Consider the following 12,732-nt stretch of genomic DNA (forward strand, 5'->3'; position numbering starts at 1 on the left):
CGTCCGTCGGAGGCCTCGGCGCCCGACGCCAGGCCTTGGCGGCAGCTGCGTCACCGAACCCCGGACATTCTGCCGCCGAGTTAGACCGCCAGCTTCGGGCCAGCCACGGCTGCACGCCGCCCTTCCGCCTGCGCGAGCCGTCCTATATGAGAGATTTTGTCGCCGGAACGTGCCGAATCTCGCCACAGACGGAACGTAAGGCGGCTGCGATTTCTTAATGTAAAGATCGCAATCTGACACGTGACGGCACAACGGACTGGCATTTCGACCGAGGATGGCATGAAAAACCGACTGACAACGACGCAATCCGCCATGACGATGCGGCGTTGGGGGCCTCCCGGAATTGCGATCTTGGCGGCGATTGTCGCATTGGCGGCGGCGTCCCCGGCCATCGCGGCCAAGCAGGCGCGTCAGCCGGCCGAAGCGGTGGCGCAGCGCGCGGCCGGCGAGCCGATCATGGCAATCGTGTCGATCAAGAGCCAGCAGGTCACCTTCTACGACGCCGACGGGTGGATTTTTCGCGCGCCGGTGTCCACGGGCACCACGGGTCGCGAGACGCCTGCCGGCGTGTTCGCCATCGTCGAGAAGGACAAGGACCACCATTCAACGATGTACGACGATGCCTGGATGCCGAACATGCAGCGCATCACCTGGAATGGCATCGCGCTGCATGGCGGGCCGCTGCCCGGCTATGCCGCTTCGCACGGCTGCGTGCGCATGCCCTTTGGCTTCGCGGAAGGCCTGTTCGAAAAGACGAACATCGGGATGCGGGTGATCATCTCGCCGAACGACGCCGCCCCGGTCGATTTCTCCCACCCCTCGCTGTTCGTACCGAAGCGGGAGGCCATCACGGCCGCGCCCGGCCGGATCGACAAGCTCTCCGGCGAGGCCGAGGAGGCCACCCGCGCCGCCGATGATGCCAAGAAGGCCGCCTCGGCCGCCGCGAAAGACGCCGTCTCGCTCCCGGCATCGCTGCGCAAGCTAGAACAGCAGAAGACCCGCGCCGACGCCGAACTCGCCTTCGCCGACAAGAAGCTCGCGACTGCCAAGACCGATCAGGCGCGGGCGCAGGCCGAGGAGCTGAAGCAGAAGGTTGCCACCAAGGCTGCTGACGCCACGTCGGCGCTTGATGCTGCCAAGGCCGCCGCGCAGCCGAAGCGCGACGCCGTCGCCGCCACCAAGGAAGCCGCGAAGGTCGCGGCGACGAAGAAGGCGGATGCCGTGAAGGCTGCGACCGACGCAAAACTCGCGCTCGAGCCGGTCTCGGTCTACATCAGCCGTGCGACGCAGAAACTCTACGTGCGGCGGAACACGCACAAGCCGGCGCCGGATGGCGGCGGCGAGGTGTTCGACACCAGCATCGAGGTTCCCGTCACCATCCGCAATCCGGACCTGCCGCTCGGCACGCATATTTTCACGGCGATGGCGAAGAACGACACGGGCCTGCGCTGGAGCGTGGTCACGATCGAAAGCGGCGACGACGCCAAGGACGCGCTCGACCGCATCACCATCCCGCAGGAGGTGTGGGATCGCATCGCGCCGACGGCATTGCCGCGCTCGTCGATCGTCATCTCGGACGAGCCGCTGAGCGCCGAGACCAACTACCGAACCGAGTTCGTTGCCGTGCTGAGCAACCATCCGCAGGGCGGCTTCATCACGCGCAAGCCGACTGCGGCGCCGCCGATGGAAATGGCAAGCGACGACGGCTGGGACAATGGCGGCAACGGTTTTGGTTTCTTTTTCCAGCAGCCGGCCCCGCAACCGGTCAATCCGCGCCGCCAGCGCGGCGGGCAGTATCAGTATTATCAGCCCGCACAGCCGATGCAGCGGAGTTTTTGGTAAAGGCGCGCCAGACCGAAGCCCGCCGCTACCGGCGCGCTTCGATCACGATAGCCTGGATCTTGCCCTCGACCGCTCCGGACCCATGGCGTGTCCGGATCGCCTCGGCGACGATGGCGGTTGCAGCCTGAAGCTTGCTGGCATCCCTTGCCTCGATCTCGCTCCGCAGCGGCGTGCCCTCGCAGAGGGCGATTGCGACGTACTCGGGCGACGGCGCGCGGCTTATCTCGGGTCGCGTTTCGATCGCTATGTCATGGAAGCCTGCGCGTTCGAGGTCCGTTCTGATCAGGGCCTTGTCGTAATAGCCGTGCGGCGTCCGGACCATGAAGCGGGGCGGGTCATCGGGAAACAGCTTTTCGAGCGCGACCGTTGCCTCATGCGTCAGCACATTGTCCTCGATGCGATCCCAGACGTTGAACACGAATGTGCCATCGCCCTTCAGGACGCGCTTGACTTCGCCGTAAGCCTTGATGCGGTCCGGAAAGAACATGGCGCCGAACTGGCAGCAGACCACGTCGAAGGCGGCGTCGTCGAAGGGCAGGGCCGACCCGTCCGCCTGGCGCCATGAGATGCGATTGTCATCTGCCTGGCGCTGCGCCGCGACCGCTAGCATCGGCTCGTTGAGGTCGGTCGCGACATAATGGACGCCGCGCGGCAACGCCGCCGCCACGGCGCGCGTCACTGCGCCCGTGCCTGCCGCGATCTCGAGCAGCACGGAGGGAGAGCGGGCCGCGACACGTCTTGCGATGTCCTCCGCGTAGACGGCGAAGATCATCGGTACCAGATATTCGTCGTAGAGTTTTGGGATCGAGCCGGCGAAAACCTTGTCAGTGTTGGACATGCTTGCCTCGCTGAAGGTTCGGACACGAGGCTCATGTTACCATGGATTGCCGTCTACCGCGCCAGCAGCGAGGTGGACCCGGTCGGTGACCTGCCCTACGATTTCGTCCCGCCGACCTCGCGGATCGGCCGCGTGCCGTCCCAGTTCATCGCCGCCTGCCTGACACGCTCGAAGAACGGCCCCTTGGTGCCCGCTGATGTCGGAGATTTCGATCACGGTGCCCGGATGCGCCTGGGTGTCGAAATAGGCAAAGCGCCCCTTGTTGCCGCCGATCTGGCCCTCATGGCCGATCCTGTAGCCGAGCCCGAACGCCCTGTCGTAGAGCGCCTGGTAGTCGTGACTCCAGTAGGACATGTGCTGGAGGCCTTCGTGGCCGGAATCGAGAAACTCCCTGTACAGCGAGGGCGCGTCGTTGCGCTGCTGGATCAACTCGATCTGGAGATCGCCGGAATTGGCCAGCGCAATGCTCATCTCGACAGCGGAATTTTCGCCGCGATGCCGGAACCAGTCGGTCTTGACGCGGTCCATGTAGTACCAGGGACCGACGCCCATCACCTCGATCCAGTGCTTCATCGCGGCGTGGATGTCCCGCACCACATATCCGTTCTGGCGCACGGCGCCGAAGATGCGGCTCATGCCCGCGCTCCCCTTGTCAGTCCAATCACGTCAGCACTATCGCACATGACAGCGGGACGCTGTCGGGCGAGTTCGGCCTGCATGGTTCGAGACGCCCGCTTTGCGGGCTCCTCACCATGAGGGTCTGATACCTTGCCGCGAAACGGGACCTCATCCTGAGGGCCCGCCGCAGGCGGGCGTCTCGAAGGATGGCCGCACGCAAGCTTTCCGCTACGTTCCTTGCTCACTTGACCTCGATGCCCGCATCCTTGGCAACCTGCTTCCAGGCCGCGATATCGCGGGCGTTGATGTCGCGCTGCTCGTCGCCGGGCACGAATTGCGGCGTGATACCGAGGCCGAGAAGCTTCTGCTTCACCTCGGCATCGCCGAGTGCGTCCTTCAACGCCGCGGACAATTTTTGTGCGATCGGCGGAGCAAGGCCCGCGGGGGCATACATCGCCCAGGACAGGCTGCGGTCGAACGGCACGCCCTGTTCCTTGTAGCTTGCGACATCCGGCAGGCTCGGCGAGCGCTCGCCGCAGGCGGCCAGCGCCTTGATCGAGCCGTCCTTCACCAACGGCGTCGCGGTCGCCATGTCGAGCGTCGCCAGCGAAATGTGGCCGCCGAGCAAATCGCCGGCCAGTTTAGCGATGCCGTTGAACGGCACGTGATCCATCTTGATTCCGGTCTGCTGCATCAGGATTTCCGCGCAGAATTGTCCGGTCGAGCCCACGCCCCAGCTTCCATACTGGATCGGTTCGCCCTTCTTGGCGAGCGCGATCAGACCCTTGATGTCGTTGGCGGCAAAGTCCTTGGTCGCCACCAGCATGATCGAGGACGTCCCGATGCGTCCGATCGTCGTGAAATCCTTGATCGAATCGTAGGGCAGTTTTGGATAGATCGCCGGCGCCAGCACGTGCGTGGTCATGCCGCCGACAGTGATGGTGTAGCCGTCATTCGCCGACGCCGCGACCATCTGCGTGCCGAGCGTGCCGGCAGCTCCGGTGTGGTTCTCGATATAGACGCTCTGTCCAAGCGTCTTGCCCATCTTGTCGCCGAGCAGCCGCCCGATCACGTCGCCGCCGCCACCGGCCGCATAAGGCAGCAGCATCCTGATCTTGTGCGTGGGATAGGCGGCTGGATCCTCGGCGCGCGCAGGCAGCGCCGCCGAGAGCAATGCGAGCAATGAGAGCGTGATCGTGCGCAGCTTCATGGTGTTTCCCCTAATCCTCGAACCGAAACCGGAATGCCTCGCCATGCCGTATCACGCGCCCGGCGGTCGGCGCCGGAAAATGGCCGGTGAGCAGATAGCTCGGCGTATCCGCGAGCTCTTCGAGCAACGCGAGCCGCGTTGCGATCGCAGCGGCCGGATCGACATCGGCGGCGTTCGACAGCCACGGCGCAGCACACTGGATCGGATGATGGATGACATCGCCCGACATCACCGCGTGATCGTGGCCGCCATCGAGATGGATCTGCATGTTGCCGGCGGTGTGGCCCGGCGCCGGCGCGAAGCGCAAGGCGGCATCGCGATCGCTAAACAGGCGATGATCGGTCTCGACGAGCTCGGCAAGGCCGGCCGCGACTACCGGCAGCACCGAATCCTCGAACGAGCCGTGGTTCACCGGGTTGTTCGGCGCGGCATTGTGCGCGGCTTCGAAATGCCGGTACTCGTCTCGGCCCATCAGATAGCGCGCGTTGGGGAAGGTCGGCACCCAGCGGCCGTCGAGGAGGCGCGTGTTCCAGCCGACGTGGTCGACATGCAAATGCGTGCACATCACGAAGTCGACTTGTTCGGGCTTGACGCCGAGCGCCTGCATGTTTTCGAGATAGGGCTGGTTGAGGTTGTTCCAAGCCGGGACGCGCGGCCGCTGCTTGTGATTGCCGCAGCAGGTGTCGACGATGGCAGTCCAGCGCGGCGTGCGCACGAGATACGAATGGTGGCTGAGGATGAAGCGGCCGGTCTCCGGCTCGATATAGCGATGATCGAGCCAGCTCCGGTTCGCCGCGATCACCTCGTCGGTGACGTTCGCGAACAGCCAGGTCTTGTCGAACGCGAGCGCGGGGATCTCGCTGACGAGATCGATCCGCATGCTGCCGATCCGGACCTGCCGCATTTGCTCAGTTCTTCAGGAGATCGCCGAACGGCACCCAGCGCGTGCCGTCGAAACGGATCAGCTGGAGACTCGTCATCGGCGTATAATGCTCGGGCGAATTGTTGACCGCGGTGCCGTTGATCAGCATCGGTAGGCGCACGTCCTTCATGGTCGTTGCCTGTTTCATCACATTGGCGCGGGTGAGGTCGTTGCCGGCACCTTTCAGCACGGTGACCAGCGTCTGCGCGATGGTGTAGCCATAGACGTTGAGCCAGTCGCTCTTGTTGGCGTCGGGCAGGTATTTGTCCATGAAGGCGAGCCATTCCTTGTAGCCGGCATCGTCCTTTGACGCCGGGTCGGTCGCGTCCTTCAGATATTGGCTGGAGATGACGCCGGTGGAATTGTCCTTGCCCGCTGGCGCCAGCACGCCGCTGATCGAGGCCGAGACGTTGGAGATGATGGTGACAGGCTTCCAGCCGATTTCGCCGATCTTGCGGATCGCCTGCGCGGCAAATTTCGGCGTTGCCGCCACCAGCACCACGTCTGCGCCGGCGGTCTTCAGTTGCAGGATCTGGGTGTCTACCGTCGGCGCGGAGGTCTCGTAGGCCGCGCGCGCCACGATCGCCTCGCCACTGCCGAGCCCTTCCTCCAGCGCCCTCAGATAATCCTTGCCGAGATCGTCGTTCTGATAGAGCACGCCGATCTTCGCGCCGGAATGGCTGGCCTTGATGTATCTGGCGTAGGCGATCGCCTCGTCGCGATAGGTCGGCTGCCAGCCGACCGTCCACGGAAAGTTCTTCGGGTCGTCCCACTTGGCGGCGCCGGACCCTAGGAAGAGCTGCGGCACCTTGCGGTCGTTGAGATATTTGTGCACGGCGCTGTTGGTCGGTGTGCCGACGCCGCCGAAGATCAGCAGCACTTCCTCGCTCTCGACCAGCCGCCGCGTCTGCTCCACCGTCTTCGGCGGGCTGTAGGCATCATCCGCGATGATCATCTGGATGCGGCGTCCGTTGACGCCACCGTCGTCGTTCACCTTGCGGAAATACGCCTCCGCCGATTTGGCGATCTGCGCGAAGGCCGACACCGGGCCGCTCAGCGGCGCGGTGGTGCCGATCTTGATGGTCTTGTCGTCGGCGCCGGGATCGTATTTGCTTTGGGCCTGAGCGGTGCTTGTTGCGAGCATCGGCAACAGGATGCAGGCCGCGCGAAGGCGGGCGAAGCGCGCCATGACGTCGTCTCCCCAAATTTGCTCTCCGCTTCTCAAGGCGCGGAGTTGAAACGAACGATCGTTCGTACGGTTGACTAGCGAACGATCGTTCGTTAGTCAAGCCATCATGGCTGTCCACACCACCAGCGCGGCAGAAGCGGCTGCGCCCACCACCCGCGAGCGCATCCTCGCCGAAGCGCTCGATCTGTTTGCGCACAGCGGATATGGCGGCGCCTCGATGCGCGAGCTCGCGCGTCGCGTCGGCATCCGCGAGAGCAGTCTCTACAACCATTTCGCCGGCAAGGCCGCGATCCTGGAGGCGATCGTCAGCGAGCACGGTCCCGCCAGCTCGGCGAGCAGGCTGGAGGAGCCGCGCTACAAGCAGCTCGCGCGTCAGCCCGCCGCGTTTTGCCGGCAGTTTGCATTGGACCTCGTCGAGCAATGGTCCGATCCGCGCGAGCACCAGTTCCAGAAGGTCATCACCGCCGAGCGCAACCGCGTGCCCGGCATCCGCGCCAAATTCGCCGATCATTTTTACGCGCGCGAGCAGAGCATGATGACGGATTATTTTCGCGGCTTTGCGCTCGCCGGCCTGGTCTCGACGCCGGATCCGCGTGAGACCGCGCGGCTGTTCGCGGCCGGGCTCATCTACATCCGTCTCGAACATTACGTGATGGGCGCGGCACCGTCGCCGCGGTCGAAGGTGATCGAGGCGATCGACCGCTATCTCGCCTTCTTCCTGTCGCTGATCGCGGCGGATGGCGGGGCGCAGGACAACAAGAAACGAAAAGCCAAGGGAGAGAATCGTGGCAAGGCTGCCCCTGATTGATCCGGAGACGACGAGCGGCGACATCCGCGCTTCGTTCGACCGCATGCCGGTCAAGCTGAATATTTTCCGCATGATGGCCCACGCCGAGGCCAACATGATCCCGGCGATGCGGCTCGGCAATTCGATCTTGCACAAGCAGAAGCTCAGCGCTGTCAACCGCGAGCTCCTGATCCTGCAGGCCGCGCAGCTCGAAGGCGGCGCCTATGAATGGCACCAGCACGTGCCGATCGCGCTTGGCGTCGGCTGCACGCAAGCACAGATCGATGCGGTCGAACGCGCCGACTACGATGCCGCCGGCTTAAGCGATGCCCAGCGCGCGCTGCTGAAGCTCGGCCGCGAGGTGGTCGAGAACGTCCGCGTTCCCGAAGCCACGTTCGCTGCCGCGCGAAAACACTTCAGCGACCAGGAGATCGTCGAATCCATCGTCGCCCTCGGCTTCTACATGATGATGGCGCGTCTCACCGAGGCGACCGAGACCGATCTCGATCCTGCCGCCGGCATGAAAGTCTACGACGGCGGCAAGAAGCCGGGCGCCTGAGATGACGGATACCGATAGCAAGCCGGACCGTTACGTCCGCCCGCCAAGCGCCGAGTCATTGGGCGAAGCGCCGGGCAGGGGACGTCTCAAAGGGCACCGCATCCTGATCGTCGGCGGTGGACAACGCGTGTTCGACGCCGCCACCGATCCGATCGGCAATGGCCGCGCCATGAGCATTCTTTGCGCCCGCGAAGGCGCGAAGGTCGCGGTCGCCGATCTCAACCACACCTCGGCCGGGCAGACGGTGAAGCGCATCACCGACGACGGCGGCGAAGCCTTTACGATTGCGGCCGACGTCACGTCGGAGGCCGACGTCGTGCGCATGATCGACGAGGCGCATCGCGCCATGGGCGGTCTCGACGGCATGGTGCTCAACATCGGCACCTTCGGCAAGGTCGGCCTCGATACCGTCAGCCCCGAGGAGTGGAACAGGATCTACGACGTCAACGTCCGCGGCCCGATGCTGTGCTGCCGCGCCGCGATGCCGAAGTTCGACGATGGCGGCGCCGTCGTGTTCATCTCCTCGATCGCCGCGCTGAAGGCCGGCTCGCAGATGGCGGTGTATGATTCGTCCAAAGCCGCGCTCGGCGGCTTGATGCGCAACATCGCCCATCTCGGATCGCGCCGCGGCATCCGCGCCAATCTTGTCTATCCCGGCCTCGTCGACACGCCGAACGGCCGCGAGGCCGGCGCCGGCCGACCCAACCGCGGCAAGGGCCACGTCCCCTTCGGCCGCCAGGCGACAGCCTGGGAAATCGCCTACGCCGTGCTGTTCTTCCTGTCGGACGAGAGCGTCTACGTCACCGCGCAAACGCTTGCGGTGGATAGTGGTTTGAGCGGAATGTAAGACGCAAGCGCAATCCTGCACCGCGGAATTGGACGCACCCGCCGAAGCAGAGGCCTCTCTTCATTGCGGCGGGGCCGCAATCGTCCGGGTTTGCAATGCGTTCATCTGCTCAAGTGCTTTCAGGAGAGCCTCGCACGCCTTCTCGGCTTCAGCGAAAGTATTGAAGGGGGAGCCGCCAAGTTTGATTGCGGACTTGTTCACCTGGACGGGTCGCCATGAGGCGACCAGGCCCGGCTTTCCGTGAAGGCCAGGACCGGTGCGGTTTTCGTTACTGATCACAAACGAAAATCCGCCGCTGCATGCCATCCAGATTTCAAGCTCATTCACCGGAGTATCGATGCGAGCAAAGTGCAGGGCCATATGACTCTCCAGAGTTTGCTCCGCGGAATTGGCCACGGGCGCAAGTCGTCAGTGCTCACCTGTGCGAATCCCGAGCGGCCGCAATGCCCGAGGTCTCTGATCCCTCGGCTCTCCATGCCGTTAAGTCGCCCGGGAGCAGAATGGGATCGCTCTCAACTTGCTTGTTGCGGTTAACCCCTAAGCCAATGAGCCCGCCCATATACCAACGCGGAGCCTGCAATCATCAACCAGTGCGGCAAGTCCAACACGGGCATTGCAATTCTCCCACTGAAAGGAGCGCGTTACGCAATTGCTTAGCCGAAGCGCGAACGGATAACCCAATGTATGGATTATTACGGTACTCCGAACTTCGTGCAAGGCACCAAAAAGGGGTGCATTTCTGACCTAAATTCCGCCGGACAAGGGCAATAGGAGGCGGCCCCTCAGTTGGCCGACGTCAGTTTCCATCCGTACCGCCATCTCGAGATTCAGATTGCGCGCGATAGCCATTCCCTCTAATGATTTGTACAATTGACCAAATAAAATGGTCGCGCGCCGAAGGGCGCGGTTTGGGTGGAAGCGCAGCATGCCGCAGGCGGATGGGTTTGGTTTGGCGGGCGTGATCGGCATGCCGGTCGCGCATTCGCGCTCGCCCGTCATTCACAATTACTGGCTGAAGGCCCACGGCATGCGCGGCGCCTATGTCCCGCTCGCGGTGGGCGCCGGAGCGGCTGGAGGATGCGCTCCGCGGACTTGTCGCGCTCGGCTTCCGCGGATGCAACGTCACGATGCCGCACAAGCAGACGGCGATGCCGCTGCTCGACCGCGTCAACGAGACCGCGAAGCGCATCGGTGCCGTCAACACCATTGTCGTCGAAGAAGACGGCACGCTCTCCGGCTTCAACAATGACGGCAACGGTTTTGTCCAGAGCCTGCGCGATGCCAGGCCCGACTGGCGCGGCGACGCCGGGCCGATTCTTTTGTTGGGCGCCGGCGGCGCATCGCGTGCCGTGGTCGTGGCGCTGCTCGAAAACGGCGCGCGCGAGATACGCATCGCCAACCGCACGGCGGAGAAGGCGCAGGCCCTTGCAAACGACTTCGGTTCCGCCATCCGCACGGTTGCCTGGGACGATCGCGACGCGGCGCTCGGCGATGTCGCCCTCCTCGTCAACTGCACCGATCGTGGCATGGTCGGCAAGAGCGCGCTGGAGATCGACCTGTCGCGCTTGAGGCCCGAAACGCTCACCGCCGATCTCATCTACACGCCGCTGGAGACGCCGTTCCTGTCTGCCGCCCGTGCGCGCGGCTGCGTGACCGTGAACGGGCTCGGCCTCCTGCTCAACCAGGCCCGGCTCGCCTTCAAGGCATGGTTCGGCGTGATGCCCGACGTGACGCCCGCGCTGATCAAGGCGATCGAAGCGACGTTCTGACACGCACAATGGGGAGTTCTGCGCCATGACACTGCCGGCGTCCCCCAGGATCGATTGCCACGTCCACGCCATCGATCCCGTCCGCTTTCCCTATTCGGGCGACACGCCATACCGTCCGAGCGGGCAGGAGATCGCGCCCGCGTCACAGCTCATCCGCGTGTTCGACGCCTTCGACGTCAGGCACGCGCTGATCGTCGCCACCAACACCGGTTATGGCAGCGACAGCCGAATCCTGATCGACACCCTGAGTCAGGGCGGCGGCCGCTTCAAGGGTGTCGCCGTGGTCGAGAACGACGTCGGTATCAGCGAGCTCGAACGCTTGAAGGCGGCCGGCGTGATCGGCGTCGCCTTCAACGTGCCGTTCCACGGCGCCGATTATTATCGCGACACCGCGCCGCTGCTGGAGAAGCTGACCAGCCTCGGCCTGTTCCTCCAGATCCAGGTCGAGCAGGACCAGCTGCTCGACCTTCTGCCGCTGATCGAAAAATCACATGTGCGCCTGGTGTTCGACCATTGCGGTCGTCCCTCGGTCGCGCAGGGCGTGAGGGGCAAAGCATTCCAGGCGCTGCTGGCGATCGGCCGCGAGCGCGACGCGCATGTCAAGCTGTCCGGCTATTACAAGTTCTCGCAGCAGGCACATCCTTATGAGGACACCTGGCCGTTCATCGCCGCACTGGTCGAAGCCATCACGCTCGATCGCTGCGTCTGGGGCTCGGACTATCCGTTCCTGCGCGCAGCCGAACGGCTTGACTACGGGCCGCTGCTCGCGGTGCTGACAAAACTGTTTCCGGATCCGGACGACCAGCACCGCCTGCTCTGGCGCACGCCGGCAAGGCTGCTCGGCTTCGACGGCGCGGCAGATCAAGCATAACAAGACAACAAAGGGGAGGAGACATCATGAGGCACCTTGCAGGGACGGCCGTCGTGGCGATCGCGGCAGCGCTAGGCGCAAATGGCGCGCAGGCGCAGAGCACGGTCTACATCCCCGATGTCATCGAGCTCTCCGGCCCCGGCGCGGTGTCGGGCACCAACTGGCGCGACGGGGTCGCACTCGCCGTTGACGAGATCAACACTGCCGGCGGCATCCTGGGCCGAAAGATCCAGACCGAGCATCTGGATACCCAGAGCAACCCCGGCGTCTCGCGTGCGCAGGTGCAGAAGGTTTTGGACAGGGATCCCTATGTCGTGCTCGGGCCGATCTATTCCGGCTCGGTCAAGGTCAACATGGCGCTGACGCAACAAGCCGAGATCCCGCAGATCGTCGGCGCCGAGGCGGCCGACATCACCACGCAAGGAAACCCCTGGGTGTTCCGCACCGCCTTCGGCCAGCAATTCTCGATGCCGAAGATCGCCAACTATCTGCACGACAAGCTCAAGGTGAAGACAGTTGCGCTGGTCTGGGTCAACAATGATTTCGGCAAGGGCGGCCACGACAATTTCGCCAAGGAGATGAAGGCGCGCAACATCGAGATCGCGGCCGACATCTCCACCGAGCAGGGCCAGGTCGATTTCGGCTCCGACGTGATCAAGCTTAAGGGCGCCAAGGCCGACGCCGTCTTCGTCTACATCAACGAGGAGGAGAGCGCCCGCTTCCTGATCGAGGCGAAGCGGCAGGGTCTTTCGACGCCGCTGTTCGGCGAGACCACGCTGCTCAGCCAGAAGGCGGTCGAGCTCGCCGGTCCCGCCGCCAACGGCGTGCGCGGCCATGTCGGCCTTTCCGCCGATGCACCGGTGCCGGCGATTGAGGATTTCACCAGGAAGTTCAGCGAGCGCTACAAATACCGGCCCGACCATAACGGCATCAAGGGCTACACCGCCGTCTATCTCGTCAAATACGTCACCGAGAAAATCGGCAAGTTCGACAGCAAGGCGTTTGCCGCCGCGATGAAGGGCCTGACGCTGGCGCCGGACAAGGCGCCTGGCATGCTGATGGAGGCAAGCTGGGACCAGAACGGCGACATCGACCGCGCCAGTTTTCTCGCCGAGATCGTCGACGGCAAGCAGAAGATCGTCGAGACGCTGCCGAAGCTGAAGAGCGGCAAGGGCGAGTGAGCAGCCCGCTGCAATGACGCAAGCCTCGGGCAATCGCGCGGTGGGATCAAACTGCCGGGCATTTTTTGCAGCGTTGCACGACGCGGCAACGTCTGCCCG

The 12,732-nt window shown here is 64.2% G+C and carries 12 protein-coding genes and 2 pseudogenes; 7 read left to right on the forward strand and 7 right to left on the reverse strand.

The features are described 5' to 3' along the window. Positions 1-279: 279 nt before the first annotated feature. A complete protein-coding gene (locus ACVWW3_RS38705; RefSeq protein ID WP_456651220.1) occupies positions 280-1,842 on the forward strand; it encodes a L,D-transpeptidase family protein in 1,563 nt (520 codons plus the stop codon). A gap of 25 nt (positions 1,843-1,867) precedes the next feature. On the opposite strand, the gene ACVWW3_RS38710 is transcribed toward ACVWW3_RS38705, so the two are convergent. The 5 genes and pseudogenes from ACVWW3_RS38710 to ACVWW3_RS38730 form a co-directional block, all read right to left on the reverse strand. Beyond that, the gene (locus ACVWW3_RS38710; protein ID WP_456651219.1) at positions 1,868-2,680 is read right to left on the reverse strand and encodes a class I SAM-dependent methyltransferase; all 813 of its coding nucleotides are present in this window, start codon (positions 2,678-2,680) and stop codon (positions 1,868-1,870) included. Positions 2,681-2,775: 95 nt separating this feature from the next. Then, positions 2,776-3,316: pseudogene (locus ACVWW3_RS38715) on the reverse strand (VOC family protein). A gap of 223 nt (positions 3,317-3,539) precedes the next feature. Next, a complete protein-coding gene (locus tag ACVWW3_RS38720) occupies positions 3,540-4,508 on the reverse strand; it encodes a Bug family tripartite tricarboxylate transporter substrate binding protein (protein ID WP_354047495.1) in 969 nt (322 codons plus the stop codon). Between the two features lie 10 nt (positions 4,509-4,518). Continuing rightward, positions 4,519-5,412: an MBL fold metallo-hydrolase gene (locus tag ACVWW3_RS38725; protein ID WP_456651217.1), complete on the reverse strand. Its 894-nt coding sequence runs from the start codon at positions 5,410-5,412 to the stop codon at positions 4,519-4,521. A gap of 4 nt (positions 5,413-5,416) precedes the next feature. Continuing rightward, complete coding sequence (locus tag ACVWW3_RS38730) at positions 5,417-6,619, reverse strand: ABC transporter substrate-binding protein (protein WP_354106927.1); 1,203 nt, start codon at positions 6,617-6,619, stop codon at positions 5,417-5,419. 106 nt (positions 6,620-6,725) lie between these two features. Here ACVWW3_RS38730 and ACVWW3_RS38735 point away from each other — a divergent pair, with 106 nt between their 5' ends. Genes ACVWW3_RS38735 through ACVWW3_RS38745 form a run of 3 tightly spaced genes read left to right on the forward strand, consistent with a single transcriptional unit; the run spans position 6,726 to position 8,812 of the window. Then, the gene (locus tag ACVWW3_RS38735; RefSeq protein ID WP_456651216.1) at positions 6,726-7,427 is read left to right on the forward strand and encodes a TetR/AcrR family transcriptional regulator; all 702 of its coding nucleotides are present in this window, start codon (positions 6,726-6,728) and stop codon (positions 7,425-7,427) included. After that, a complete protein-coding gene (locus tag ACVWW3_RS38740) occupies positions 7,405-7,965 on the forward strand; it encodes a carboxymuconolactone decarboxylase family protein (protein WP_456651215.1) in 561 nt (186 codons plus the stop codon). The genes ACVWW3_RS38735 and ACVWW3_RS38740 overlap by 23 nt, the downstream gene beginning before the upstream one ends. A gap of 1 nt (position 7,966) precedes the next feature. After that, positions 7,967-8,812 (forward strand): SDR family NAD(P)-dependent oxidoreductase, encoded by an 846-nt coding sequence (locus tag ACVWW3_RS38745; protein WP_456651214.1) that lies wholly within the window; start codon positions 7,967-7,969, stop codon positions 8,810-8,812. 60 nt (positions 8,813-8,872) lie between these two features. Here the strand turns inward: ACVWW3_RS38745 and ACVWW3_RS38750 are convergent, their stop codons facing one another. Together ACVWW3_RS38750 and ACVWW3_RS38755 are read right to left on the reverse strand one after the other, a co-directional pair. Continuing rightward, entirely contained in the window at positions 8,873-9,172 is a 300-nt protein-coding gene (locus ACVWW3_RS38750; RefSeq protein ID WP_354047485.1) for a hypothetical protein, read from the reverse strand. Between the two features lie 384 nt (positions 9,173-9,556). After that, positions 9,557-9,781, reverse strand: coding sequence for a hypothetical protein (locus ACVWW3_RS38755; RefSeq protein WP_456672476.1), 225 nt, complete (start codon positions 9,779-9,781; stop codon positions 9,557-9,559). Between ACVWW3_RS38755 and ACVWW3_RS38760 the strand changes: the two are divergent. The 3 genes and pseudogenes from ACVWW3_RS38760 to ACVWW3_RS38770 all read left to right on the forward strand — a co-directional run bounded on the left by ACVWW3_RS38760 (position 9,738) and on the right by ACVWW3_RS38770 (position 12,633). After that, positions 9,738-10,581, forward strand: a pseudogene (locus ACVWW3_RS38760) (shikimate dehydrogenase). The gene ACVWW3_RS38755 and the pseudogene ACVWW3_RS38760 overlap by 44 nt on opposite strands. Before the next feature lie 25 nt (positions 10,582-10,606). Continuing rightward, positions 10,607-11,452 carry an amidohydrolase family protein gene (locus ACVWW3_RS38765; RefSeq protein WP_456651212.1) on the forward strand — a complete coding sequence of 282 codons (846 nt, stop codon included), beginning with the start codon at positions 10,607-10,609 and terminating at the stop codon, positions 11,450-11,452. A gap of 26 nt (positions 11,453-11,478) precedes the next feature. After that, entirely contained in the window at positions 11,479-12,633 is a 1,155-nt protein-coding gene (locus ACVWW3_RS38770; RefSeq protein WP_456651211.1) for an ABC transporter substrate-binding protein, read from the forward strand. The last annotated feature ends 99 nt before the right edge of the window (positions 12,634-12,732 follow it).

This window comes from Bradyrhizobium sp. LM2.9 (assembly GCF_054056555.1).

What these genes read in the sequence shown, in the direction of transcription:
- ACVWW3_RS38705 (WP_456651220.1), top strand. Translation starts at nt 280, where the DNA reads ATGAAAAACCGACTGACAACGACGCAATCCGCCATGACGATGCGGCGT.
- ACVWW3_RS38710 (WP_456651219.1), bottom strand. Translation starts at nt 2,680, where the DNA reads ATGTCCAACACTGACAAGGTTTTCGCCGGCTCGATCCCAAAACTCTAC.
- ACVWW3_RS38720 (WP_354047495.1), bottom strand. Translation starts at nt 4,508, where the DNA reads ATGAAGCTGCGCACGATCACGCTCTCATTGCTCGCATTGCTCTCGGCG.
- ACVWW3_RS38725 (WP_456651217.1), bottom strand. Translation starts at nt 5,412, where the DNA reads ATGCGGCAGGTCCGGATCGGCAGCATGCGGATCGATCTCGTCAGCGAG.
- ACVWW3_RS38730 (WP_354106927.1), bottom strand. Translation starts at nt 6,619, where the DNA reads ATGGCGCGCTTCGCCCGCCTTCGCGCGGCCTGCATCCTGTTGCCGATG.
- ACVWW3_RS38735 (WP_456651216.1), top strand. Translation starts at nt 6,726, where the DNA reads ATGGCTGTCCACACCACCAGCGCGGCAGAAGCGGCTGCGCCCACCACC.
- ACVWW3_RS38745 (WP_456651214.1), top strand. Translation starts at nt 7,967, where the DNA reads ATGACGGATACCGATAGCAAGCCGGACCGTTACGTCCGCCCGCCAAGC.
- ACVWW3_RS38750 (WP_354047485.1), bottom strand. Translation starts at nt 9,172, where the DNA reads ATGGCCCTGCACTTTGCTCGCATCGATACTCCGGTGAATGAGCTTGAA.
- ACVWW3_RS38755 (WP_456672476.1), bottom strand. Translation starts at nt 9,781, where the DNA reads ATGCCGATCACGCCCGCCAAACCAAACCCATCCGCCTGCGGCATGCTG.
- ACVWW3_RS38765 (WP_456651212.1), top strand. Translation starts at nt 10,607, where the DNA reads ATGACACTGCCGGCGTCCCCCAGGATCGATTGCCACGTCCACGCCATC.
- ACVWW3_RS38770 (WP_456651211.1), top strand. Translation starts at nt 11,479, where the DNA reads ATGAGGCACCTTGCAGGGACGGCCGTCGTGGCGATCGCGGCAGCGCTA.